Annotated in this window: 22 protein-coding genes; 17 read left to right on the forward strand and 5 right to left on the reverse strand. The window is 39.5% G+C overall.

What is annotated here, in order from left to right:
* The first annotated feature begins 4 nt into the window (after positions 1-4).
* From aroB to A3I7_RS0101835, 4 genes are read left to right on the forward strand one after another with little or no spacing between them, the layout of a single operon-like run.
* The gene (aroB, locus tag A3I7_RS0101820; protein WP_018375079.1) at positions 5-1,072 is read left to right on the forward strand and encodes a 3-dehydroquinate synthase; all 1,068 of its coding nucleotides are present in this window, start codon (positions 5-7) and stop codon (positions 1,070-1,072) included.
* Positions 1,073-2,239 carry a chorismate synthase gene (gene aroC / locus A3I7_RS0101825; RefSeq protein WP_018375080.1) on the forward strand — a complete coding sequence of 389 codons (1,167 nt, stop codon included), beginning with the start codon at positions 1,073-1,075 and terminating at the stop codon, positions 2,237-2,239.
* A gap of 48 nt (positions 2,240-2,287) precedes the next feature.
* On the forward strand, positions 2,288-3,394 hold the full coding sequence (locus A3I7_RS0101830; RefSeq protein WP_018375081.1) for a prephenate dehydrogenase: 1,107 nt from the start codon (positions 2,288-2,290) through the stop codon (positions 3,392-3,394).
* An 11-nt stretch (positions 3,395-3,405) separates the two neighbouring features.
* Positions 3,406-3,744, forward strand: a complete 339-nt coding sequence (locus A3I7_RS0101835; RefSeq protein ID WP_018375082.1) for a YlbF/YmcA family competence regulator — start codon at positions 3,406-3,408, stop codon at positions 3,742-3,744.
* Between the two features lie 99 nt (positions 3,745-3,843).
* Here the strand turns inward: A3I7_RS0101835 and A3I7_RS0101840 are convergent, their stop codons facing one another.
* Genes A3I7_RS0101840 through A3I7_RS0101850 form a run of 3 tightly spaced genes read right to left on the reverse strand, consistent with a single transcriptional unit; the run spans position 3,844 to position 5,697 of the window.
* The gene (locus A3I7_RS0101840; RefSeq protein ID WP_018375083.1) at positions 3,844-4,656 is read right to left on the reverse strand and encodes a TIGR03943 family putative permease subunit; all 813 of its coding nucleotides are present in this window, start codon (positions 4,654-4,656) and stop codon (positions 3,844-3,846) included.
* Positions 4,657-5,559 (reverse strand): permease, encoded by a 903-nt coding sequence (locus tag A3I7_RS0101845; protein ID WP_018375084.1) that lies wholly within the window; start codon positions 5,557-5,559, stop codon positions 4,657-4,659.
* A 3-nt stretch (positions 5,560-5,562) separates the two neighbouring features.
* Positions 5,563-5,697, reverse strand: coding sequence for an SPJ_0845 family protein (locus A3I7_RS0101850; RefSeq protein WP_018375085.1), 135 nt, complete (start codon positions 5,695-5,697; stop codon positions 5,563-5,565).
* 355 nt (positions 5,698-6,052) lie between these two features.
* Here A3I7_RS0101850 and A3I7_RS0101855 point away from each other — a divergent pair, with 355 nt between their 5' ends.
* On the forward strand, positions 6,053-7,099 hold the full coding sequence (locus A3I7_RS0101855) for an LLM class flavin-dependent oxidoreductase (protein WP_018375086.1): 1,047 nt from the start codon (positions 6,053-6,055) through the stop codon (positions 7,097-7,099).
* 506 nt (positions 7,100-7,605) lie between these two features.
* On the opposite strand, the gene A3I7_RS0101860 is transcribed toward A3I7_RS0101855, so the two are convergent.
* Complete coding sequence (locus tag A3I7_RS0101860) at positions 7,606-9,249, reverse strand: phosphoenolpyruvate carboxykinase (ATP) (protein WP_018375087.1); 1,644 nt, start codon at positions 9,247-9,249, stop codon at positions 7,606-7,608.
* 349 nt (positions 9,250-9,598) lie between these two features.
* Here A3I7_RS0101860 and metE point away from each other — a divergent pair, with 349 nt between their 5' ends.
* The 12 genes from metE (at position 9,599) to A3I7_RS0101920 (ending at position 26,009) form a co-directional block, all read left to right on the forward strand.
* Entirely contained in the window at positions 9,599-11,839 is a 2,241-nt protein-coding gene (gene metE, locus A3I7_RS0101865) for a 5-methyltetrahydropteroyltriglutamate--homocysteine S-methyltransferase (protein ID WP_018375088.1), read from the forward strand.
* A gap of 30 nt (positions 11,840-11,869) precedes the next feature.
* On the forward strand, positions 11,870-13,738 hold the full coding sequence (locus A3I7_RS0101870) for a bifunctional homocysteine S-methyltransferase/methylenetetrahydrofolate reductase (protein WP_018375089.1): 1,869 nt from the start codon (positions 11,870-11,872) through the stop codon (positions 13,736-13,738).
* Between the two features lie 396 nt (positions 13,739-14,134).
* Positions 14,135-14,770, forward strand: a complete 636-nt coding sequence (locus A3I7_RS0101875; protein ID WP_018375090.1) for a glucosaminidase domain-containing protein — start codon at positions 14,135-14,137, stop codon at positions 14,768-14,770.
* A 51-nt stretch (positions 14,771-14,821) separates the two neighbouring features.
* Complete coding sequence (locus A3I7_RS0101880; protein ID WP_026217084.1) at positions 14,822-15,343, forward strand: hypothetical protein; 522 nt, start codon at positions 14,822-14,824, stop codon at positions 15,341-15,343.
* Between the two features lie 63 nt (positions 15,344-15,406).
* On the forward strand, positions 15,407-15,787 hold the full coding sequence (locus A3I7_RS0101885) for a DUF1149 family protein (protein ID WP_018375092.1): 381 nt from the start codon (positions 15,407-15,409) through the stop codon (positions 15,785-15,787).
* Positions 15,787-16,635, forward strand: coding sequence for a DegV family protein (locus A3I7_RS0101890; protein WP_018375093.1), 849 nt, complete (start codon positions 15,787-15,789; stop codon positions 16,633-16,635). Before A3I7_RS0101885 ends, A3I7_RS0101890 begins: the two co-directional genes overlap by 1 nt.
* A gap of 26 nt (positions 16,636-16,661) precedes the next feature.
* Positions 16,662-17,429, forward strand: coding sequence for a 4-hydroxy-tetrahydrodipicolinate reductase (dapB, locus tag A3I7_RS0101895; protein ID WP_018375094.1), 768 nt, complete (start codon positions 16,662-16,664; stop codon positions 17,427-17,429).
* The gene (locus tag A3I7_RS0101900) at positions 17,426-18,637 is read left to right on the forward strand and encodes a CCA tRNA nucleotidyltransferase (RefSeq protein ID WP_018375095.1); all 1,212 of its coding nucleotides are present in this window, start codon (positions 17,426-17,428) and stop codon (positions 18,635-18,637) included. Before dapB ends, A3I7_RS0101900 begins: the two co-directional genes overlap by 4 nt.
* 379 nt (positions 18,638-19,016) lie before the next feature.
* Positions 19,017-20,885 carry an ABC-F family ATP-binding cassette domain-containing protein gene (locus A3I7_RS0101905; RefSeq protein ID WP_018375096.1) on the forward strand — a complete coding sequence of 623 codons (1,869 nt, stop codon included), beginning with the start codon at positions 19,017-19,019 and terminating at the stop codon, positions 20,883-20,885.
* 343 nt (positions 20,886-21,228) lie between these two features.
* Positions 21,229-22,965, forward strand: coding sequence for an ABC transporter ATP-binding protein (locus A3I7_RS0101910; RefSeq protein ID WP_018375097.1), 1,737 nt, complete (start codon positions 21,229-21,231; stop codon positions 22,963-22,965).
* A gap of 9 nt (positions 22,966-22,974) precedes the next feature.
* Positions 22,975-24,747 (forward strand): ABC transporter ATP-binding protein, encoded by a 1,773-nt coding sequence (locus A3I7_RS0101915; protein ID WP_018375098.1) that lies wholly within the window; start codon positions 22,975-22,977, stop codon positions 24,745-24,747.
* A 341-nt stretch (positions 24,748-25,088) separates the two neighbouring features.
* Positions 25,089-26,009: an AEC family transporter gene (locus A3I7_RS0101920; protein WP_018375099.1), complete on the forward strand. Its 921-nt coding sequence runs from the start codon at positions 25,089-25,091 to the stop codon at positions 26,007-26,009.
* A 319-nt stretch (positions 26,010-26,328) separates the two neighbouring features.
* Here the strand turns inward: A3I7_RS0101920 and A3I7_RS0101925 are convergent, their stop codons facing one another.
* On the reverse strand, positions 26,329-26,670 hold the full coding sequence (locus A3I7_RS0101925) for a P-II family nitrogen regulator (RefSeq protein ID WP_018375100.1): 342 nt from the start codon (positions 26,668-26,670) through the stop codon (positions 26,329-26,331).
* Between the last annotated feature and the right edge of the window lies 1 nt (position 26,671).

Raw genomic sequence — 26,671 nt, forward strand, 5'->3', positions numbered from 1 at the left:
TATTATGAAACTTAATGTAAATCTTCCAGACCATCCTTATGACATCATTATTGAAAGAGCCTCTCTTGCAAATGCTGGAGACTGGCTGAAGTCACTTTGGCAACCTCAGAAAGTTGTCATCATCACAGATAATCATGTTGGTGGTTTATATGCTGAAAAGGTGAAACTTAGTCTTCAAGGAGCAGGTTTTGATGTGCTCGTTTTTGATTTTCTTGAGGGAGAAGCTAGTAAAAATTTGACGACTGTCAATAAAGCCTATGAATTCCTCGTAAAAAATGGAATGACCCGCAGTGACGGCATTGTTGCACTGGGCGGAGGTGTTGTTGGTGATTTAGCAGGATTTGTAGCATCAACCTATATGAGAGGTATTCATTTTGTTCAAATTCCGACTAGTTTGACTGCGCAAGTGGATTCTTCCATTGGTGGAAAAACAGGTGTCAATACTCCTTTTGCCAAAAATATGGTTGGGACTTTTACTCAACCTGATGGAGTACTTATTGATCCCGACACCCTTGCTACGCTTGGAAAACGTGAATTAATTGAAGGTATGGGTGAAGTGGTTAAGTATGGTGCTATTGATGATCTTGACCTGTGGCAAGAATTATCAGAAATGTCTGGAAATATTGATAGTATTTTAGATAATGCAGAGGACATCATTTTCCGTTCTTGCAATGTCAAACGTAAAGTAGTAGTTGAGGATGAATTGGACAATGGTGTCCGCTTGTATTTGAATTTTGGGCATACCATAGGGCATGCTATTGAAGCAACAGCGGGTTATGGTAAAGTCATGCATGGGGAAGCAGTCGCCATTGGAATGATTCAAATATCCCGAGTCGCTGAGAAAAAAGGATTGATGCCTAAAGGAATTACTGAGCAGATTGAGAACATGTGTGCAAAGTTTGGTTTACCAACTTTCTACGAACCGTGGAAGGTTGAGGAATTATACACAGCTTTGACACATGATAAAAAGGCGCGTGGAAATACAATAAAGACGGTAATCGTCCCTGAACTGGGAAGCGCAGCCATTAACCAAATCCCTCTCGAAGAAATGAAAGACTATTTGGAGAAGTAAATGAGATATTTAACCGCAGGTGAGTCACATGGGCCACGTCTAACTGCAATTATTGAAGGTGTGCCAGCAGGTTTACCTCTAACTGCCGAAGATATAAATGAAGATTTGAAACGTCGTCAAGGCGGCTATGGTCGCGGTGGTCGTATGAAAATTGAGTCGGACAAGGTAGTGTTCACCTCAGGTGTCCGTCATGGAAAAACAACGGGTGCACCAATTACTATGGATGTCATCAATAAAGACCATCAAAAATGGTTAGACATTATGTCGGCTGAAGATATTGATGATCGATTAAAAACTAAACGAAAGATTACGCATCCGCGTCCAGGACATGCAGATTTGGTTGGTGGGATGAAGTATCGTTTTGATGATTTGCGTAATTCATTAGAGAGATCTTCAGCTCGCGAAACAACTATGCGCGTAGCTGTTGGTGCTGTTGCCAAACGTATTTTGTCAGAATTAGATATTGAAATCGCTAATCATGTGGTGGTTTTTGGTGGCAAAGAGATTGATGTTCCAGATGGTTTGACAGTTTCTCAGATTAAAGAGTTATCCCGCCAATCTGAAGTTTCCATTGTTAATCGGGAACGTGAGCAAGAAATTAAGGACTATATTGATCAAATCAAGAAGGAAGGTGATACCATTGGAGGTATCGTCGAAACTGTGGTAGGTGGTGTTCCTGTTGGTCTAGGCTCGTACGTTCAGTGGGATAAAAAACTGGATGCTAAGATTGCTGGTGCGGTCGTCTCCATCAATGCCTTCAAGGGAGTTGAATTTGGACTTGGTTTTAAAGATGGCTATTTGCGCGGTTCACAAGTTATGGATGAAATCCTTTGGAATGAAGAAGAAGGTTACACCCGTCGAACAAACAATTTGGGTGGTTTTGAAGGCGGGATGACTAATGGTCAGCCTATCGTAGTTCGTGGAGTGATGAAGCCTATTCCAACTCTATACAAACCACTCATGTCGGTAGATATCGAGACACACGAGCCTTATAAGGCAACCGTTGAACGTTCAGATCCAACCGCTTTGCCTGCAGCAGGAGTGGTTATGGAAGCTGTTGTTGCTACCGTGGTTGCCAATGAAATTCTTGAGAAATTTTCATCAGATAATATGGAAGAACTTAAGGAAGCTCTTGCTCGTCATCGTGATTATGTCAAGAATTTTTAAAATTATCAGCTGTTTTGAGATGTCTGCACAGAGAGGATTGGAGTGAAGATGGAAGAAAAAACTATCTATATTGCTGGTCTGGGCTTGATTGGTGGTTCAATTGCTCTTGGCATTAAGCGAGATCACCCAAATTATAAAATTCTAGGTTATAATCGTTCTGATAAGTCACGTGAAATTGCTTTGGAACGTGGGATTGTTGATCAGGCGACAAATAATTTTAAGGAATTTGCCCCATTAGCAGATGTCATCATTTTAGCAGTTCCAATCAAACAGACAATTGATTTCATGAAAATCTTGGCTGACCTGGACCTGAAGGACGATGTTATCATTACTGATGCAGGTTCTACCAAAATGAAAATTGTAGAAGCTGCGGAGAAGTATTTATCATCTAAAAAAATTCAGTTTGTTGGCTCTCATCCAATGGCTGGTTCGCACAAGACGGGAGCTATTGCGGCAGATGTTAATTTGTTTGAAAATGCCTATTATATCTTTACTCCATCTACTTTGACAGATGATGCTACTATTTCTGAACTTGAAGCTCTTTTGTCAGGTCTCCATGCCCGTTTTATCCAGATTGATGCAGCAGAGCATGACCGTGTGACCAGTCAGATTTCGCATTTTCCCCATATCTTATCAGCCAGTCTCATGGAACAGGCAGGTGATTATGGCAACCAACACGAGATGACAAAACGGTTTGCAGCAGGTGGTTTTAGAGATATGACTCGGATTGCTGAAAGTGAGCCTGGCATGTGGACTAGTATTCTGTTAAGTAACAGAGAAGCCGTCTTAAATCGGATTTCTGATTTTAAAGAACGGTTAGACACTGTTGCTCAGCTAATTTTGGAAAACGATGAAGAGGGCATTTGGCACTATTTTGACAAGGCGCGTCAGACCCGTAAAGAAATGGAAATCCACAAACGTGGTGGTGTTGATAGTAGTTATGACCTTTTTGTAGATGTTCCAGATGAGGAAGATGTTATCTTGCGTATTTTGGAACTACTACGTGGCACCTCATTGGTAAATATTCATATCAATGAAGAAAATCGTGAAGACATCTTTGGTATTTTACAAATTTCGTTCAAGAATGCTAAGGATTTGCAAAGGGCTGAAAGACTAATCAGCCAACACACAGATTATAAAGTTACTATTAAATAAGGAGTTAATCAATGGCCAATATTTATGATTTAGCAAATGAATTAGAACGCGGTATTCGTGCACTTCCGGAGTATCAGACGGTTGTGGATAACAAAGCGAAAATTGATGCGGATCCAGAGGCAAAGGCACTTTTTGAAGAATTTTCAGCTTTCCAAGAAAGTTTATACGCTAAAATGCAATCTGGTCAGATGCCTAGTGAGGAAGACCAGTTAGCCATCCAGGGTATGGGTGTTAAAGTGGAATCTAATCCAATTTTGAAAGCCTATGTTGATGCGCAACAAGCTTTGTCAGTTTACCTAGCAGACATTGAAAAGATTGTTTTTTCACCTTTGAGAGATTTAAATGATTAAAATTTTAAGCCTCTTGTCTGACAGATTATCCTAAAAAAAAAAACGAATGTTTGATTTGAAGTGTATTCTTCTAAATCAAGCACTCGTTTTTATTTTGACTCAGAAAACACGATAAACGTAAGGATTGTCTGGTTTCTGAGTGTTGTTAATTTGTTTGATTTGTAGTACGGGGAGGGTTTGTTGTAAACTTTGGTTGTATTCAAGTTTGAGAGTTCCTGTAACAGTCAGCCATGTATTGTCAGAAAAGTGTTGATCGCTTCCAGTGGTTAACAAACCATAAACGCCTGAGTCGGCAATACAGTGAATGATGCCAAATCGAAATAAAAATTGATAACTAGAATTACCAGGTTCGTTGTAAACAAAGCCTGTGTATTGAATATCACGATCCATAAATTCATCGGGATAAAGGTAAATCAGTTCCATGACTTCCATGTAGTTTTCAGTGGTAATCATCAGTTTATCACTTCCCTTATACTTTTGCAGTTCTTTTTTCATTTCACGCTCGTAAGCAGAAGAAGTGAAATAAAGGCTGGTATCAGGTTTCAAATATTGTACCCGCGTACCGTCTTCACTAACGGTACCTGAAGAACCTGCAGCAAGTGGAAAATTGTAACCTTTGGCAGATACGGTTGTTGAATCTAGGCTGACAGTTGGAACAAGAAGCCCTACTAAAACAGGGAATAATAAAATGATGGGGCTAGTTAGCTTTGCAATTTTTCCTGTTAAATGGGTGTGAAGCTTCATATTCTTCATCCAAACGATAAGTTGGACAATTGCCAAAATAAAGGATAAGACCATGGAAATATAGGATAAGTAGGAATAATGCACGTTGATGTAACGATCTAGCTTTCCGGAAAGCTGTAAATACATAGAGAGCTCAAAGTAACCTGCTAAAATAAGAAAACGTATCATCTACATCACCCCCACAAACAGACAATATAGGACAATTATAATCGAGGAAACGGAAATAAATTGGACGATAAAGCGTGCTTTGAAAGATTTCACCATCATCATGAGATTTTTAATATCAACCATGGGACCAATCAGCAAAAAAGCCAAAACAGGTGCTATTCCAAAACTTGATAGGAGTGAAGCACCGATGAAGGCATCAGCCTCACTACAAAGAGATAAAATAAAGGCGAGTAGCATCATGATTAAGATAGCTGTGATAGGATTGTGCCCAATTGTAGTCAAAATACGAGTAGGTAGGTAGATTTGCATGGCAGATGCTAATAAAGTTCCAAAAACGAGATAACGTCCAGTATCAAAAACTTCATCGATGGCATGAGCAAATGCAAGGAATAGCTTTTTAGTCCATTTTTCTTTGGAATAGTCATGAAAATGTGTTGGCTGAGCATTTTCCTTGAGAATATTATCGTCAACAACGAAAGCGAGCATAATTCCTAACGTAATGGCAACTAAAATCGCTCCCAACAAACGCAACATAAGAAAACGAAGTGAATTTCCAAAAGCTGAGTAGGTCGCAAATAGCACAATAGGGTTGATAATGGGTGCGGTCGCTAAGAAAGGTATTGCGGTATAGCTGGGTACCTTTTTCTCCAAAAAGCGATTGATGATGGGAACAATGCCACATTCACAGGATGGAAATATAAAACCAATAAGGGTTCCAAAAAGGATACGCAGAAATTTGTTTTTAGGGAGAAACTTTTGAACAAGATCTGGCGTAACATAAATTTCAATAAATCCTGATAAAATCGCTCCTAACAGGACAAAGGGTAAAGCTTCAATGATGATTGAAATAAAAATAGCCATCCACTGCAGTACACTGTCTGGCAAATTACTGAGCATACCCATAAGCTACTTAATCTCTTTCTTTTTAGGATTTTTCTTTTTGTCGTCTTCTGGGTCAGTTGCTATTTTGGGTTCTGGAACTTTTGCAAAATTTGCAAACATGCTTTCCAAGTCATCCTGACGTTTGTGAGTGATAGCCATAAAGATACCTTCTTTCTATAAATAATCTCTTTCTATTATACTATCAATTCCTAAAAAAAGGGAAATGAAGTCGGGAATTTTGCAAATAGCGGGGCTGAAAGGCTTTGAATTATCAAACTCAATCGCTGTTGCCTTGATTTGATGAGCGCTCGGCTCCAAAGACTATTGGTTAGAAAACTAGAAAGTAATAGAGTTCTATCTACATTTCGTTGATACAAAGAACGCTTACCTTATTTTTGACCTTCCAAAGTCTCTCCACAGGCTTTTGTATGATAGGCTGAGACAATGAGCATAGGAGTTGTAACTGTCACTAATTAGTGATAAAATCAAAACAGAAAATCAGAGGAGAATAATTATGGCAATTGAACTTGGTATCACAACGTTTGGAGAAACGACAAAGCTAGAAAAGACTGGGCAAGTCATTCCACACGATCAGCGAATTCGTGAATTGGTGGAAGAAATTGAATTAGCTGATCAAGTTGGCTTAGATATTTATGCCATCGGTGAACATCATCGAGAAGACTTTGCTGTGTCGGCACCGGAAATTGTTTTAGCAGCTGGAGCGGCTCGCACCAAAAGTATCCGCTTGTCATCTGCTGTTACCATCATTTCTTCAATTGATCCAATTCGTGTCTATCAACAGTATGCGACAATTGATGCTATTTCAAATGGTAGAGCCGAGATTATGGCAGGACGTGGTTCCTTCACTGAATCATTTCCGCTTTTTGGTTACAACTTAACAGACTACGATGAACTTTTTAATGAGAAATTGGATATGTTATTAACCATCAAAGAAGAGACCACCCTAAAATGGAAAGGAGAGCATACTCAAACTGTCCACAACCATCCGGTTTACCCACGCGCAGTTCAGGAAGATTTTCCTATCTGGGTAGCCACGGGTGGGAACCTTGACTCAACTGTGCGAATTGCGGAACAAGGACTACCAATCGTTTATGCAACAATTGGTGGAAATCCCAAAGCATTTCGTCAGTTAGTTCGAATTTATAAGGAAATCGGCAGTCGTCACGGTCATGCACCTGAACAACTCAAGGTGGCAGCACATTCTTGGGGTTGGATTGAAGAAGATCACCAGTCGGCTATTGATCACTATTTTTATCCAACAAAACAGACAGTGGATAATATTGCTAAAGACCGTCCTCACTGGATAGAAATGACAAAAGAACAGTACCTTACCTCAGTTGGTCCAGACGGTGCTATCTTTGTTGGTGATCCAGAGCATGTAGCCGCTAAGATTATTAAGATTATTGAAGATTTGCAACTAGACCGTTTTATGCTCCATCTACCAATCGGGTCTATGCCTCATGAGGATGTTCTTAAAGCTATTAAACTTTATGGTGAAAAGGTTGCACCAATTGTTCGTAATCATTTTAAAAAGAAATAGGTTGTTGGTCTCAGAACACTAGTGTCAGAGGGAAATCAGATATATTTGTGTCCATGTTCTGCGAGCCCTTGCTGCCTAGATTTGTCGAGCTTTACTTCTCGCTGTCTGCATTATCTAATCTAAACACCTGTATTCACAAGTGAAGTACTTATAGATAAGAGATAGTCTTTTGAGAGAATACTGACTGTATTTTGAAAAAAAAACTAACGAGGAGTAGCTCAAAAACTAGCCTTATACTCAACCAAAATCAAAAATAACAAACTTATAACTATCATCATGAATCATCCCCTTTTACCGTGACAAAAGATTCCATCAATCATGTAATTGTTCATTTTTGAATATATCCAATCACTTCCAGGTAGCTATTTCTGATTTTTAATCAGTATTAGATGGAAATGCTGAACTGTGAATACAGGTTCTAACTTTAACTTTCAAAAAAAACTGTAGCTAAAAAAGCGTTTAGAAGTCATTTGAGGTGGTTTCTGAACGCTTTTTACATATTAGAATTAGAGGAGGCTATTAAGTAATGCTTCTAGGCGCGAAATGGCTTCAACGGGGAGGGCTTCTCGTGGATGGTTGCGGTTAAATTCCAATAGAAAATTCAGACGTATTTGGATGCGTTCGCGCAGCAATTGCTTATAAGCAGTATCAAATGGATGAACTGGGTATTGAGTAAGCGCTAAATACTTGAGTCCATCAACAGGACCAAACGGTTGGAAATCGGCTTTTCCATCAACAATCAGTTCGATAATTTCCAAGGACACTTCCTTTGGAATAGATTTTCCCATGTAATAGCCAGTATTGATAATGTAGCAATCTACTCCAGATTTGAATAAGGAGTAAAATTTTTGATAGTCTTCAACTAAAGGATAGATTCTAAAAGGGTTAGCATAGGGTTCAATAACCAAACTTTCTCGGCTATCTTTGGTATTTTCGGCACTAGATCGTTTAGTCATTAAGGTGCAACCCATCGTTGAGGCGATGCGAGGATCGTCAATCTTGATGAGAGGTGGTAGTGAGTCGTCTTTCATAATCCAAAAGATAGCACTGATTGCATCATCAATACGGTCGAGGCGATTTGGGGTGGAAAAGCGTGATTTTACAGTTCTACCGTTGCCATTTCGAATATCTTCGGTGACGAGTTTTTTTCGACCATCTTTGTCAAGGGTAACACCGCAATTTTGAACAGTCACAAAAAAATCTTGTTCAGGGTGACCTGTGGGATAGTCATTGGTTTTGTCAAAGTAGGATGGTTCCAAAGCAATAGAAGAGCCATCTGCTTGGGAAATGATAAAAGCATCATCATGCAAGACTTTGATATCATATTTTCCATGATGTTTGGCATGAGTTAAGGTTGATTTGCCGGAACCCGATAAACCAAAAAATGAAGCTACATAACTATTCTGATCGTGTTTTGACTTGAAGATTTTCAAACCTCCGTGGCAAGCGACATACCCATTTCTTGCCGCTGTTCCCCAAGCCAGTGTGAGTGTAGCTTTTTTTAATTCTCCAAAGTAATTAAGTCCTAAAATAATGACACAGTTGTGCTGTGTGTCGAAATAGGCTAGCCCATCGGGATAGTCTGGATGAGTCCATTTGGGGTCGAAAAAGACGAAAATATCGTTTTCTTCGTACTTCTTTGAGAGACGAAGTCGATTTTTGAACTCTTCATCTAAAATTTGAAAGTTTAAAAGCCAAGAGTAGAGATTATTGGCTTCTTCTTCGGGAACCATAAGGTGTGCAGTTATCATGAACTCTTCATCCAAGCCGACAACAGCTGCAGCTTTGTAGAATTGGCGACGATGGGATTGGTAGACAGCGCTCCTGACAAGAGATAGCAGCTTTTCGTCTTCCACACTATCCTGACCATAGATTCTTCTAGCTTTGGCTGTACGTCCAACGATAGCACCAGAGTTGGTTAAAAGCACTCGCGCATAGGAGGGGAGTCCTAATTCTTTAGTATGAATAACGGGCATGTCTAAAACGACTGTCCCAAAAGTAGTTGATGCTAATTGGTAAGCTTCCTCTAAAGTTTTTATAGGACGAACCTGATTTTCATAAAATGCTGTCTCTATGATTGTTTTCAAGGGTGAGAAATAAACGGAGCCTTTCCGCATTTCTTCAGGCGTAAAGTGATATCTTGTTACCATGATGCTATCCTCCTTATTTCATGTAAAATGGTTTACAAAACATTATCAATGCTTTTGCAAACGTTTACAATCTCATTTTATCACAATTTTAACATTTTCACTAACAAAAAATGAAATTGATTTACTTTTTCAAAAATTTGATGTGAAGAGGAAAGTTAAAATTTGAAAGCAAGAATGGGATATAGGTAAAAACTATAACTCGGTCTAAATGTATAAGAAAAAACTATACCGCAGCATAAAAAGTTAGAATAGGTAAAAGTATTGAAAATAAAGGAAAAATCAGATAAAATTTTAGACACAAAAACAAACTAGATATAGTTTTAAACTAATGACGATATAGGAGGCAACTATGGTTAAGATTTCAAGTTTGGGATATCCCAGATTAGGTGAACAACGCGAATGGAAAAAGCTGATTGAGGCGTATTGGGCAGGAAATATTTCTCAAGAAGATTTAGAAAAACAAGCTAAAGTACTTCGCTTGACATTTTTAAATAAGCAATTGCAAGCGGGATTGGATTTAATTCCGGTTGGTGATTTTTCACTTTATGATCACATCTTGGACTTGTCAGTACAGTTTGGCATTATTCCTAAACGATTTGCTAAAGAGGAAGTAAATTTGGATCTGTATTTTTCTATTGCGCGTGGGAACAAGGACAATGTTGCCTCATCAATGAAAAAATGGTTCAATACAAATTATCACTACATTGTTCCAGAATGGTCAAAAATTAAACCCAAATTGACTAATACGCGTTTACTGGATTTGTATCTTGAAGCTCGTGAGGTTGTCGGTGACAAGGCAAAACCAGTCATTACTGGACCAGTTACCTATGTTGCCCTTTCTTCAGAAGTCGAAGATTTCACAGCAGCAGTAAAAAGCCTTTTGCCTCTTTACAAACAAATCTTTAAAGAATTGGTTGACGCAGGAGCAACTTACATTCAAGTAGATGAACCAATCTTCGTGACAGATGAGGGCGCTGATTTACTTGAAGCTGCAAAATTTGTTTACACTTATTTTGCTAAAGAGATTCCAGAAGCAAAACTTATTTTCCAAACCTATTTTGAGGCTCTTATTGACTCGGAAAAACTGGCAAAGCTTCCTGTGGCTGCCTTTGGTTTAGACTTTGTTCATGGTTTGGATGAAAACCTAGCTGCTGTGCAAGATGGGCTCTTTGCTGGAAAAGTTATTTTTGCAGGTCTTGTCGATGGTCGTAATGTTTGGGCTGCTGATTTTAACAGGACATCAAGTCTCCTTAAAACGATTGCTGACAATGTTGCAGAAGTAGTCGTTCAGCCATCATGTTCACTGTTGCACGTTCCGGTAACAACGAAAAATGAAACAGACTTAGATCCTGTTCTTAAAAAGGGGCTATCTTTCGCTGATGAAAAATTAGTAGAGATTAAACTCCTAGCTGAAAAATTTGATGGTGTTGAAAATCCAGCTTATGCTGAGCACGTCGCTGATTTTGATGCCTTACAGGCGGCAGATTTCCGTAACGTTGAATTAGAAAATCTCGCTCAAGTGCCTACCCAACGTCCACACGATTATAAGATTCGTCGTCAAATTCAGCAAGAACGTCTTCATTTGCCAATTTTACCAACAACAACAATTGGTTCTTTCCCGCAATCACCTGAAATTCGTCGGACACGTTTGGCTTGGAAACGCGGGGATATTTCAAACGAAGCCTATAAAGAATTTATCAATTCAGAAATTGCTCGCTGGATTAAAATTCAGGAAGATTTGGATATTGACGTTTTGGTTCATGGTGAATTTGAGCGTGTGGACATGGTAGAGTTCTTTGGTCAAAAATTGGCTGGTTTTACTACTACCAAATTGGGTTGGGTTCAATCTTATGGTTCTCGTGCTGTTAAACCACCAATCATTTACGGTGATGTAAAGCACATTCAACCACTAACAGTTGCTGAGACAGTTTATGCACAAAGTTTGACTGACCGCCCTGTTAAAGGAATGCTAACTGGGCCTATTACGATTACTAACTGGTCTTTCGAACGTACGGATATTCCGCGTAGCCAATTATTCAATCAAATCGGTCTGGCTATCAAAGATGAGATTAAATTACTAGAAGATGAGGGCATTGCTATTATACAAGTAGATGAAGCTGCCCTTCGTGAAGGCTTGCCATTACGTAAGGCAAAGCAAAAAGCTTACTTAGATGATGCTGTTCAGGCTTTCCGTATTGCAACGTCGTCTGTCAAAGACGAAACTCAAATTCATACGCACATGTGCTATTCAAAATTTGATGAAATCATTGATTCAATTCGTGACTTGGATGCCGATGTCATTTCAATCGAAACAAGCCGTAGTCATGGTGATATTATTGAATCCTTTGAGACGGCTGTTTATCCTTTGGGAATTGGTTTGGGTGTTTATGATATTCATTCACCTCGTGTACCTACCAAAGAAGAAGTTAAGGCCAACATTGAGCGTCCACTTCACCAGTTATCTTTGGAACAATTCTGGGTCAATCCAGACTGTGGACTCAAAACACGTCGCGAACCTGAGACACTTGCAGCATTGGAAATCTTGGTTGCAGCTACCAAAGAGGTTCGTGCAAAATATGGAAAAGCCTAGTGTTAAGATAGGTAAAAAGAGGGAGGGGTTATGTCAAAATTATTAGACCGTTTAAAATCTGAAATTTTGGTGGCTGATGGAGCCATGGGAACCCTACTTTATGCCAATGGACTGGATAATTGCTATGAAGCTTATAATCTAACGCATCCTGAAGAAATTCTCCGTATTCATCGTGCTTATATTGAGGCAGGTGCGGATATCATTCAGACCAATACCTATGCAGCTAAACGTCATCGTCTAAAAGTATATGGCTATGAAGACGAGGTTAAGCGAGTTAATCAAGCTGGTGTTAAACTTGCTCGGGAAGCGGCGGGCCCAAATACTTTTGTACTAGGAACTGTAGGGGCTTCTCGTGGTCTGAAACAGTGTCCTTTAAGTTTAGAAGAAATCGTTGACCAAACCGTTGAGCAAGTGACTTATTTGACGGAGTCTGGACAGTTAGACGGTTTACTTTTTGAAACTTATTATGATTTAGACGAACTTGTAGCAGTCCTTAGAGCTGTCAGACCATTAACAAAACTCCCCATCATTACTAATATTGCTTTACACGAAGCTGAGGTGACAGAAAGTGGGAAACCCTTAGTTGAAGTTTTTAGCCAGCTTGTAATGCTCGGTGCAGATATTGTTGGTTTAAATTGTCATTTGGGTCCCTATCACATGATTAAGTCACTTAAGCAAGTGCCACTATTTGCTCAATCTTATTTATCTGTTTATCCAAATGCTAGTCTCTTAACTTTGGCACCAGATGAAACTTCGAAGCGATTTGGATTTAGTCCAAATGCCGATTATTTTGGTAAAAGTGCAGAGCTGTTAGTAGCGGAAGGTGCTAGAATTATCGGAGGGTGTTGCGGAACAACGCCAGATCATATTAGAGCTGTCAAACGTGCGATTAGAGGACTTAAGCCTGTGACACGAAAATTAGTGACACCTCTAGTTCCAGAAGCAGAGCTCATCGCCACCAGTAAAAAAAGCGATACCTTAGTTGATAAAGTTAAGCGTGATATTACTGTCATCGCAGAGCTTGACCCTCCAAAAACACTGGATATTTCTAAATTTACAAAAGGAATCAAAGCTTTAGATCAAGTAGGATTAGCGGCTATTACTCTAGCTGATAATTCTTTGGCAAGAACTAGGATTTGTAACGTTAGTCTAGCCTCGTTGCTCAAAAATGATATCTCCACACCATTTGTGCTCCATTTGTCTTGTCGTGATTATAATCTTATCGGACTTCAGTCAAGATTATTAGGAATGGATATTTTGGGATTTGACCATATCCTAGCAGTGACAGGAGACCCTTCAAAAATGGGGGATTTTCCGGGCGCAACTAGCGTTTATGATGTTACGAGTTTTAAATTATTGGGCTTAATCAAGCAGTTAAATAAGGGCATGGGCTACAGTGGAGCAAGCTTAAAAAAGGCTACTAATTTTACTGTTGCCGCAGCCTTTAATCCCAATGTCAAAAATCTGCTTCGATGTGGACGTCTGATAGAAAAGAAAATTGCTTCGGGAGCTGATTATTTTATTACGCAACCTATTTTTAATGGTGACACCATAGATACCTTGGCTCAGTTGACGAAAAACTATGAACAGCCATTTTTTATCGGAATTATGCCAATTACTAGCTATAACAATGCCATCTTTTTGCATAATGAGGTTCCAGGGATTGAGTTATCAGAAGACTTTTTATCACGTTTGGAAGAGGTTAAAGATGATAAAGCTGCTTGTGAACAGATTGGTTTAGAAGAAACTAGGCGACTTATCGATCGTGCTTTACAATATTATAATGGCATTTATCTGATTACGCCATTTTTACGCTATGATTTAACAGTTGAATTGGCTGAATATATCAAAGAAAAACGTTCAGCTATAAATGGGCAACTTAAGGCCGTAAGTCTCTAATATTAAAAAATGAAATATAGCAAATCAAAAAAAGAGCTGGGAACAAAAGTTTCCATCTCTTTTGGTGTACTGTTCTAAGACTTTCAGCATGTTATACCGTTCCAAAATCAAACTCAGATGTTGTTGGCTTGATTTGATGAATGTCAGCTCTATCTGCCTCGCCCAGTTTGATTTTTGGAGAGTATTGGTAGGGATAGAATTTTCTTCTATATTCAGTACTATTTATTTATGAATGTACAGCAATTATGATTGTTTGTCTTATTTTCATTATTTTTTAAACTTTGTCCTCTAATATCGTCTGCAGTTAGTAGTTTTGTTATTTCTTTCAAGCATTTTTAGAGTATTTTTGCTATACTGATAGTCAAAATGATGATGTTAATTCGAAAGAAGGTGATAGTGGTGGCAAAAAGGCGAAAAATCATTCACAGAAAGTCATATCGTTATCGAAACAAATCAGTTCCACAATGGATGCTAGTGACCATGCTTATTATTGCAGCTATGGGGATTTTATTTGGATTCTTTCGTCAGGGAGGAGCAGAGACAACTCAATTAACTGCTGCAGAAAATACCGAAACAATGACAACACCTGAATTTATTTCAAGCATATCTGAGACAGCTAGACAAGTGGCTAAGGCTAATGATTTATACGCTTCAGTAATGATTGCGCAAGCTATTTTGGAGTCAAGTAATGGTCAGTCCGCTCTTAGTCAAGCACCTTATTACAATTATTTTGGCATCAAGGGTGACTACAATGGTCAGTCCGTGACTTTACCAACACTTGAAGATGATGGAACTGGGACGACTTACACGATTGATGCCCAGTTTCGTGCTTATGGCAGTCAATTGGAATCCTTGCAAGATTACGCCAATCTTTTACAAGGAGAATTATATCTAGGTGTTCGTAGGTCTAATACAACCTCTTACCAAGAAGCGACAGCGGCTTTGACAGGAACCTACGCCACAGACACGTCTTATAATGTTAAACTAAATCACTTGATTGAAGAGTATGGGCTGACTATTTATGACAATTGAAAGCAAAGGATAAGCTAGGAAATACTTAGCTTTTTTGGTATAATGAAAAACATGAAAACATTAACAGAAATTTATAGTCAACATGCCGAGATGCCCTATATTGCACCAAAATATGAGGCAGAACTTCTAAGAAAACCAATTCCCAAACGGAATATGCTTAGAACTTCTGAAGGTCTTTTGCCAGGACACATTATTATGCTTTGGCGTATTAATTTTGGAAGTTATACCACGCAGTCAACACATCATAAGTATTTTTACACCACTTATGGGATTGATGCACAAAAAGAACTTGATTGGTTAATTGAAGAAGGCTATGTCAAGGTTGATTCAGCTTTTGATTCACTTAAGCACCTATCTGCAGGGGTTCTTAAAGATTTTTTGAAGGCTAAAGGGGTAGCTGGTTTATCAAAAATGAAGCGTTCAGACTTAGACCAGGCAGTTGCAGCAAACTATACTGAGGAAGAATTGGGGCAACTTTTTGAACTGCGAGGCTACGCCATTTTACCAAAAGGTAAAGAAGTCTTGGAAGCGCACCCAGAGATTGTCGATAAGCACCCCCAGAAGTCTTATTAGTACCTTTGAAATCTCCATTCAATATGCTATAATAGTGCTAACTGTAAAAACGAGGAGAAACTCATGGAATTAGTACGTGAACAAGAATTTGTCAATCAATATCACTATGATGCCCGCAATTTGGAATGGGAGAAAGAAAATGGTACTCCAAAAACAAATTTTGAAGTAACTTTCCAATTGGTCAAAAAAGATCAGGAAGCTAAGGCAACTGTCATCGTTGCAGTTTTGCAATTTATGGTGGTTAAGGATGAGTTTGTGATTAGTGGCGTCGTTTCACAAATGATTACGATTAAAAACCGTATCGTGAACGAGCCTAGCGAGTTTACACAGCCTGAGGTTGAAGGTTTGGCAGCACCGCTTTTGGACATTGTTAAGCGCATGACTTATGAAGTGACTGAGATTGCTCTTGACCAGCCGGGAATTAATTTGGAGTTTAATAGTTAATGAAATTAGCAGTTATTACAGATACCACAGCAGTTCTATCAGAGGATTTAAAAAAGAACAAGGACTTGTTTGTGTTAAATATTCCGATTGCCATTGATGGTGTGTCTTACATTGAAGGTGAAAATCTGACTTTGGATGATTTTTACCGTAAGATGGCAGCCTCATCAGAATTACCCAAAACGAGTCAACCTAGTTTGGCAGAACTTGATGAATTGCTGACACAACTTTCAGCAGATGGCTATACACATGTCATTGGGCTCTTTTTGTCATCTGGTATTTCAGGTTTTTGGCAAAATATCCAATTTCTGATTGATGAATACCCTAACTTGTCAGTTGCCTTTCCAGATAGCAAGATTACGTCAGCTCCACTTGGAAGTATGATTAAGCATATTTTTAAATGGTTAGCACAGGGAAATTCTTTTGCTGACATTTTACAAAAATTAGCAATTCAGATTGAGGGAACTAGTGCCTTTATCATGGTTGATGATCTCAATCATCTGGTTAAGGGTGGTCGTTTATCAAATGGTTCTGCTTTATTGGGGAATTTACTGAGTATAAAGCCTATCTTGCACTTTGACGATGAGGGTAAGATTGTGGTTTACGAGAAGGTTCGAACTGAAAAAAAAGCTATCAAACGTTTAGTAGAAGTTTTGGAAGAATGTACTTCTGACCGAGACTATGAAGTTTATATTATTCATTCGCGTGCAGAAGATAAGGCACAACAATTTTATCAATTGCTTGAAAAATCAGGACATACTCAAAATCTTGAGATTGTAACGTTTGATGGTGTTATTGCAACTCACCTGGGTGCAGGTGCAGTGGCTTTTGGTTTCACACCAATTGTTTGATAAGTAAATAAAGAAAGGAAACACCTATGACAATTAAAGTTATTGTTGCAGGATTTAAAGGCCGTATGGGTTCAACAGCCTTGGATATGGTAAAAGGAGATAGCGAGTTAGAATTAGTCGCGCTCCTTGATCCTTTCGCTGCTGAAAAAGAAGTTAATGGAGTGCCTGTCTTCACGGATAAGACTGATTTGGTTGGTTTTGATGCTGATGTCTGGGTTGATTTTACGATGCCAGCTGTGGCTTATGAAAATACCCACTTTGCTTTGGAAAATGGCTTCGCTCCAGTGGTTGGAACAACTGGCTTTACCCCTGAGCAAATCAATGACTTGATTGGCTTGTCCGTTGACAAAAAACTAGGTGGTTTGATTGCGCCAAACTTTGCTATTGGAGCCATTTTACTCATGGAATTTGCAGCTAAGGCTAGTAAGTATTTCCCAGATGTAGAAATTATTGAACTGCACCATGATAAGAAAAAGGATGCGCCATCAGGTACGGCTATTAAGACAGCTGAGTTGATTAGTCAAGTTCGCGAGTCTAAAAAACAGGGAGCGGCTGACGAGACGGAGAGTCTTGCTGGTGCACGTGGTGCTGAGTTTGATGGGATGCGTATCCACAGTGTGCGTCTACCTGGCTTGGTTGCCCATCAAGAAGTTATTTTCGGTGCTCAGGGTGAAGGCTTGACGCTCCGCCATGATTCTTACGACCGTAGTTCATTTATGAGTGGTGTCAATCTTGGAATAAAAGAAGTGGTCAAGCGTGATCAGCTTGTCTATGGTTTGGAAAAATTGCTATGAAATTAAACACTCTGCCTTCTGAATTTCAGAAGGCTTTGCCAGTCTTAGAGAAAATAAAAACAGCAGGTTACGAAGCTTACTTTGTTGGCGGCAGCGTTCGTGATGTCCTTTTAAAACGTCCTATTCATGACGTTGATATAGCTACTAGCTCATACCCAGAAGAGACTAAGAAAATTTTTCATCGCACGGTGGATATTGGCATTGAACATGGCACAGTTCTTGTTTTGGAAAACGGCGGCGAGTATGAAGTGACAACATTTAGGACAGAAGATGTCTATGTTGACTATCGCCGTCCGAAGACAGTGTCTTTTGTGCGTTCACTAGATGAAGACCTTAAACGTCGTGATTTTACAGTTAATGCCTTTGCTTTGGATGAAACAGGACAGGTCATTGATAAATTCGGTGGTTTGGAAGACTTGGAGAAGAAACTTCTACGAGCAGTTGGAAATCCAGCTGAGCGTTTCAATGAAGATGCCTTGAGAATCATGCGTGGTTTCCGTTTTGCTGCTAGCCTTGACTTTACCATCGAGCCTCAAACTTTTTTAGCCATGAAAGAGCACGCCCCTTTACTTGAAAAAATTTCGGTTGAGCGGTCTTTCATCGAGTTCGATAAATTATTAACGGCTCCGCACTGGAAAAAAGGTTTAACTGCATTTATGGATAGCAAAGCTTACGACTATCTGCCAGATTTGGCACATTCTTTGGAAAAATTGCAGAGCTTAAAAGCTACGATAGGTGACGATTATGTGTTTTCAACTTCTGAGCAGGCATGGGCGGCTCTGCTACTGGCTTTAAAAATCAAACAGCCAAAAGCTTTTCTAAAAAAATGGAAGACATCAACTCAATTTCAGCAGGATGTGGATTGGATTGTCTCAATTTTTCGCTTTCGGCTAACTGCTGATATGGATAAACCACAACTGTATCATTATGGCAAGAATTTGGTATGTCAGGCTGAAGAACTTCGTCAGGCGCAAGGGCTATCAGTGGATTTTGAATTGATTAATAAGCTTGATGCAGACTTAACGATACATGATAAGCGTGAAATAGTGGTTAACGGCGGTATGTTAATTAAGGAATTAGGATTCGCTCCAGGCCCTCAGATGGGAGCAGTTCTCAAGGCAGTTGAAGAAGCCATCGTGCTTGGAAGTTTGGCCAATGAACGCGAAGCTATTTTTGAGTTTATAAAGGAAAATTTGCTCAAACAATGAAGGGAGTGGGAAAAACATCTAGGTTCGGGCTAAAATAGTCCACTGGACTATTTTACTCCCACCCCCGCACAGCTCCAAAGGTTCGGGGAACCTTTGGAGGTTGGAAATGAAGCGAACTCTGTTCGCATCAGTCGTAGAGGTCAGATTTGGAGTGTGAAACACGAATTGCTGAGATTTGCTTCGCAAACCGCATCTCCAACCTTTAACAGTCCACTGGACTGTTAAACCCAATCAACCACTGCGACGGAATATTGACACGAACTTTGACAAGCGAGGCTGAACTTTTTGCTCAGTCTCGGGAAAGATAAGCCGAGTTAGCCTGGCAAGTATTTGAGTTCCTAAGAATATGTGACTATTTAATTAATAGAAGTGAGTAACTATGTCTGATTTTATCGTTGAAAATTTAACAAAATCCGTTGGTGACAAGACAGTCTTTAAAGAGATTTCTTTCATTGTGCACGACCTTGACCGTATCGGAATAATCGGGGTTAATGGGACAGGGAAGACTACCCTATTGGATGTGATTTCGGGGAAATTGGGATTTGATGGAGATGTTTCACCTTTCTCATCTAAGAGCGGTTATAAGGTAGCTTATCTGACTCAAGAACCAGATTTTGAGGATGATAAGACAATCTTGGATACTGTTTTGTCGTCTGATTTGCGAGAAATGGCTCTGATTAAAGAATATGAAAGGCTTATGTCTGATTATTCAGAAGCTAATCAAGGGCGTCTGGAGACGGTGATGGCAGAGATGGATGCTCTAGATGCTTGGACGATTGAAAGCGAAGTTAAGACTGTCCTGTCCAAGTTGGGAATTTCTGACCTGACTCAAAAAGTTGGAGAGTTGTCTGGTGGGTTACGGCGCCGCGTTCAGTTGGCTCAAGTGCTTTTAGGTGCTGCTGATTTAATTCTCTTAGATGAACCGACGAACCATTTGGATATCGAAACCATCGCTTGGTTAACCAATTTTTTGAAGAATTCCAAAAAGACAGTTATTTTTATCACCCATGACCGCTACTTCTTGGATAATATTGCTACGCGTATCTTTGAACTGGCTGATAGCCATCTAACAGAATATCAAGGTAATTACCAAGATTATGTTCGTCTTCGTGCTGAACAAGACGAGCGCGATGCGGCTTCGCTTCATAAGAAAAAGCAACTCTACAAACAAGAGTTAGCATGGATGCGAACCCAACCTCAGGCCAGAGCTACCAAACAGCAGGCTCGAATTAATCGCTTTAAGGATCTTAAATCTGATTTATCTAGTAGCACGAGTTCCGGTGAGCTTGAAATCAATTTTGAAACGAGTCGTATTGGTAAAAAGGTTATTCATTTTGAAGATGTGGACTTTGCCTTTTCAGATAAAGCCATTCTGTCTCAATTTAACCTATTGGTTCAAAATAAGGATCGCATTGGCATTGTAGGAGATAACGGTGTCGGCAAATCAACTTTGCTCAATCTTATCAATGGAGACTTACAACCGACAGCAGGTAAGTTGACGGTTGGCGAAACGGTGCGCATTGGCTATTTTTCTCAACAGATAAAGGATATGGACGAGAGTAAGCGAGTAATCAACTACCTGCAGGAGGTTGCTGATGAGGTGAAAACTACAGTTGGGACTACCAGTGTAACCGAGCTTTTGGAACAATTTCTTTTTCCTCGCTCAAGCCATGGCACTCAGATTGCCAAGTTGTCTGGTGGTGAGAAGAAGCGTCTCTACTTGCTGAAAATCCTCATTGAAAAACCAAACGTCCTCCTCTTGGATGAGCCAACCAACGATTTAGATATTGCAACCTTGACTGTCCTTGAAAACTTCTTGCAGAGTTTTGGAGGACCAGTCATTACAGTCAGTCACGACCGCTATTTCCTAGATAAGGCGGCTAATAAAATTCTGGCTTTTGAACAAGGGACTGTCCGTGAGTTTTTTGGTAATTATACTGACTATCTGGATGAACTGGCCTTTGAGAAAGAAAGCTCTGCTATGATCCAAAAGAAAGAAATGCCAAAGGTTGAAAAGGAAAAAGATGTTCGTAAACGCATGTCTTATTTTGAAAAGCAGGAGTGGGCGGTTATTGAGGAACAGATTGCAAGCCTCGAGGCTAAGATTGAGGAAATTGAGATGTGCATGCAAGAAAATGCTAGTGATTATGGTCAACTGGCAGGCCTTCAGCAAGACCTCGATGCAGCTAATGAGGAATTACTCGAAAAGTATGAGAGATATGAATATCTGAGTGAGTTGGAGGGATAGGTACCTCACATTTAAGCGGGTGTTATTTATACTGAATAAAATAGCCAGCGGCATGTCGTTAACAAGAAAATTTTTATTCTCGTTAAACACTGTCGCTTTGCTTGTCAAAAAATGAGCCAAGGAAGGCAACACCGGTTTTCCTTAAAATGATTAATTAGACCACGTGACACCGCTGCGGACAGAACCAAAGGTCATTTAAAACCAGTAAGCTACATCTGTATTTGATTGTTGAAGTTGGGTGTTTGTGTTATTGGGTGTACTTGTTGATAGTCATGTCACCTGACTTGATTAAGATTATCAGTGGTTTTAGGAAAACGAATAAAAGTTATGAGAAAGGAAATTTATGAATTATATTTGGTCTTATTTAAAAAAATCACCCAAATGGTTAGCCATGGATGTATTTGGAGCCTTGCTCTTTGTTGTGGTTAATTTGGGGCTGCCAACTGCTCTAGCTCGAATGATTGACCAAGGGGTGACAGCTAAGAACCCTCAAGCCATTTATTTTTGGGCGGGCGTTATGTTTGTCATTGTTATTTTAGGGATTGTGGGGCGTCTGACACTAGCTTATGCAGCGGGACGTCTAACAACGACTATGATTCGTGACATGCGTAACGATATGTATGATAAGTTGCAGGAGTATTCTCATCACGAGTATGAAAAAATAGGGGTTTCTTCTCTGGTAACTCGTATGACCAGTGATGCTTTTGTATTGATGCAATTTGCAGAGCAAACTTTGCGTATGGGCTTAGTGACACCCATGATGATGATTTCTAGTGTCATTATGATCTTGTTAACTAGCCCATCTTTGGCTTGGGTAGTAGCTGTCGCAGTGCCTTTTCTTATCTGGGTTGTCGCTTATGTTGCTATAAAGACTAAGCCATTATCGGAAAAACAACAAAAGACACTGGATAAAATCAATCAATATGTTCGTGAAAATTTGACTGGTTTGCGCGTCATTAGAGCCTTTGCACGTGAGGACTTTCAAGAACAACGTTTTGATAGTAAAAATGATGAGTATGCAGAAACCTCAAGCCGTCTTTTTAAGCTGACTGGATTAACCGAGCCTCTTTTTGTTCAAATTATTATTGCCATGATTGTTTTAATCGTCTGGTTTGCTTTGAAACCTTTGGCACAAGGTCAGATAAAAATTGGTGACTTAGTTGCTTTTATTGAATACAGTTTTCACGCGCTCTTTTCTTTCCTATTATTTGCTAATCTTTTCACTATGTATCCTCGTATGGCGGTATCGGCAAGTCGTATTCAAGAAGTCATGGACATGCCTATCTCTATCAATCCTAATGAAAATGGCGTTAAGGAATCAGATAGTAAAGGTTATTTGACTTTTGACCATGTGACTTTTGCTTATCCTGGTGAAACAGAAAGTCCAGTCCTACATGATATTTCCTTTGAGGCAAAACCTGGTGAAACCATTGCTTTTATCGGCTCTACTGGTTCAGGAAAATCCTCATTGGTTAATTTGATTCCGCGTTTTTATGATGTGACCCTTGGGAAAATTTTAGTTGATGGGATTGATGTTAGAGACTATAATCTCAAAGCTTTACGTCAAAAGATTGGGTTTATTCCGCAAAAAGCTTTGCTATTTACCGGAACCATTCAGGAAAATCTCAAGTATGGAAAAGAAAACGCTACGTTGGATGAACTCCGTGAGGCGGCAGATATTGCCCAAGCTAAGGAATTTATCGAAAGTCGCCAAGAACAGTTTGATACCCACTTAGCTGAAGGTGGCAGTAACCTGTCTGGTGGTCAAAAACAGCGCTTATCTATCGCTCGAGCTGTCGTCAAAAAACCAGATATTTATATTTTTGACGATTCTTTCTCAGCATTGGACTACAAAACAGATGCCTTGCTGCGTGCTCGCCTCAAGGAAGTTACGGGAGAAAGCACGGTACTTATCGTGGCGCAGCGAGTTGGTACCATTATGGATGCTGATCAGATTATCGTCCTTGATGAAGGTGAAATTGTCGGCCGTGGTACTCATGAAGAACTCATGCAAAACAATGAGATTTATCGTGAAATTGCCAATTCACAGCTCAATAACCGCAGCTTGACAGAAGAATAGGAGGTTAGAATGAAAGAAAATAATGTCTTTTTGCGCTTGTGGAAGTATTTGAAAAAATATAAAACCTCTCTATTTCTAGCTATCTTCCTCAAAGTGTTAGCCAGTTTCATGAATGTCTTAGAACCCTTTATTTTGGGACTTGCAATCACTGAACTGACTGCAAATTTAGTGGACATAGCTAAGGGAGTCGAGGGTGCTCATCTTAACGTATCCTATATAGTCATAATCTTGGTAATTTATTACTTAAGAGGTCTGGTCTATCAAATTGGTTCTTATGGCTCCAATTACTTCATGACTAATGCAGTGCAAAAAGCTATCCGCGATCTTCGCCATGAATTGAGTCAAAAAATCAACCACATTCCTGTGTCTTATTTTGACAAGCATCAGTTTGGTGATATGTTGGGACGTTTTACTAGCGATGTAGAGAGCGTTTCAAATGCTTTACAACAAAGTTTTTTACAAGTGATTAATGCTTTCTTAACCATTATCTTGGCGGTTGCCATGGTACTTTATCTTAATGTTCCTTTAGCTTTGATTGTTGTCGCTTGTGTCCCTTTAACATATTTCTCAGCCCAGTTTATTTTGAAAAAATCTCAGCCTTATTTTAAAGCTCAGGCTGATACGCTTGGAGAAATGAACGGATTTGTTCAGGAAAAACTGACAGGTTTCAATGTCTTGAAGCTTTATGGTCGAGAAGAAAGTTCTGCTCAAGAATTTCGTCAAATTACAGAAAAATTGCGCCAAGTCGGTTTTAGGGCTAGTTTTACTTCGGGTATGATGATGCCAACTCTGCATGCTATTTCTGACTCTGCATATTTGATTGTCGCTCTTGTGGGTGGACTGCAGGTTTTGGCGGGCAAACTGACAGTGGGTAATATGCAGGCCTTTGTTCAATACGTTTGGCAAATCAGTCAGCCTATCCAAACTTTAACTCAGTTGGCTGGTATTCTCCAGAGTGCTAAATCATCACTTGACCGAATTTTCCAAGTCTTTGATGAGGCGGATGAACTCAATCAAGCGACAGAAGTTCTTGAACAAGATCTGACTGGGCGTGTCAGCTTTGAGCATGTGGATTTTCAATACATTGAGGATAAGCCCTTGATTCGAGACTTTAATTTGGAAGTGGAGCCAGGTGAGATGGTAGCCATTGTTGGACCGACTGGCGCTGGTAAGACAACCTTGATTAATTTGCTCATGCGATTCTACGATGTTACGGAAGGAGTCATCAAGGTTGATGGTCACGATATCCGAAATCTGTCTCGTCAAGAATACCGGAAACAGTTTGGTATGGTTCTTCAGGATGCTTGGCTTTATGAGGGAACTATTAAGGAAAATCTGCGTTTTGGTAATTTGTCAGCTACGGACGAGGAGATTATTGAGGCGGCCAAAGCTGCTAATGTGGACCATTTCATCCGTACCTTACCAGGTGGCTACAATATGGAAATGAACCAAGAATCAAGCAATATTTCCTTAGGCCAAAAGCAGTTGTTGACCATTGCGCGTGCACTACTAGCTGATCCTAAAATTTTGATTTTGGATGAAGCTACTTCCTCAGTGGATACCCGTTTAGAATTGCTCATCCAGAAAGCTATGAAAAAACTCATGGAGGGCAGAACCAGTTTCGTTATTGCCCATCGTTTATCGACTATTCAGGAAGCAGATAAAATTTTGGTACTGAAAGATGGCCAGGTTATTGAGCAAGGCAACCACACTAGTCTCTTGGCAGACAAAGGTTTTTATCATGATCTCTACATGAGCCAATTCAGCAAAGTCCAAGAATGAGTGTTTACAATTACCTTTAAGTATTACCATTAAGATAACAATACCTTGACGAACTTGCGTAAAAGGCATTGCTTATCAGAGTTTTTGTGTAGCGCTACTTGGAAGATTTATTAAATCTACTCTTGACTTATACAACTATCGTGAAAAGAGTTCTCCCCATTTTCTACCAGCAAAGGTTTATTGTGTAGAAGTGAGGGAACTCTTTTCTTGATTTCTCCTTATCAGATATCAGCAAGTGCTGTTTGCTGTCTGGTCTGATTTTATAGGGTATAAGTTTTGAGGAAGAAGTGCTATAATAGAGAAATCACCAGTTAATTTCATCTGTTAACAAAGGAGTTTGTATGGCAATCGCAGCATTAGTCTTTCAAAAATTAGTGGTTTTATTTTTAATCATGGGTGTGGGAGTTTATCTGACGCACAAGGAAATTTTTACAAGAGATGTGACTTTTAAACTATCTAAATTTCTGACCACTTACGTTGCTCCCAGCCTTTTTGTCTCTTCTTTTATTCAGCAGGAGTTCTCCCTTCATCGGCTAATTCTTTTATTGGTGATGATTGGATCAGCCTTTTTTCTTTTGTTAACGCGGATATTTTTGGTTAAATTCTTGCTGGCGGATGATCGTAATATGGATAAATATGCCGCTTTGTTTGCTAATGTGGGCTTTATGGGAACACCTCTGGCTGAAGCTGTAGGTGGGGCAAATGCGGTTTTTTTCATTTCAGGATTTGTGGTGGCTAATCAAATCATGCAGTGGACTTATGGGATATTTCTAATTTCCGAAGGTAAAACAACCATAAATTTTCGCTCTGTCTTGACCAACCCAGCTATGATAGCCACGGTCATTGGTTTATTCTTCTTCATATTGCCTTATCAACTCCCCGTTGTGGTGACTGATGCTATTGACACCATAGCTAAACTCAATACCCCACTGTCCACCTTGGTTTTAGGGTCTTATTTTTACAAGGCAGATTTTAAGGAAATTTTTTTCTACAAACCTGCTTACTACGCTGCTTTTCTGCGTTTGATTTTGACTTCGGCTATCAGTATTGGTTTAATATGGCTTTTACCTGTACAAGAGCACGATATGAAATTGGCATTAACCATCGCGTCTAGTTCGCCTACTGCCATGAACGCTGCTTTATTGAGTCAGGTTTATGGCGGTGATTACGAATATGGTTCGCGTCTGGTTTTGTTGACTACAGTTTTATCTTTGATTAGTATCCCACTGATGATGAGTTTGGCTGCGATTCTATACCTCTGATGAAAATGTTATAAAAAATCGTTTGGAAGTTGAGTTATTCCAAACGATTTTTTGTATTAAATTTTGATAATTTATATTTTTCAAAAATCAGACATTATTGGCTTGATGAAGACAGATTTATACTCAATGAAAATCAAAAGTAGCCTAGGAAACGAAGCCGATGATAGAACTTGAGTTCATCAAGGTAAGTTGACAACGGATAATTTTGATTTTCGAAGAGTATTAGTTGCAAATTGATGATGTAAACTAGATTAGCTCCATTCGAATCTTTCAAAGCCTTTCACCAGACCTTGGAAACTAGTTTGATTTTGATTGAGTATTATATGGCATCTCCATCTCGTTCGCCAGTTCGGATGCGGATAACTTCCTCAACAGGAAAGATGAAAATTTTACCATCGCCAACCTCACCTGTACGTACAGCCTTTATGATGATATCAGTGACTTCATCTGCTGATAAATCATGTACAATCATTTCCACCTTAACTTTTGAGAGTAGAGTAGGGATAATTTTTTGTCCACGAACGTGTTCGGCAAAGCCACGCTGGTTACCATAGCCAAGTACTTGGCTGACAGTCATGCCTTTAGAGTAGCCTGATTTTGCCAAGGCATCTTTCAAATCTTCTAATTTATCGGGACGAATAATGGCTTCAATTTTTTTCATA

The organism is Streptococcus orisratti DSM 15617 (assembly GCF_000380105.1).
In the GTDB taxonomy this organism is placed as follows: Bacteria; Bacillota; Bacilli; order Lactobacillales; family Streptococcaceae; genus Streptococcus; species Streptococcus orisratti.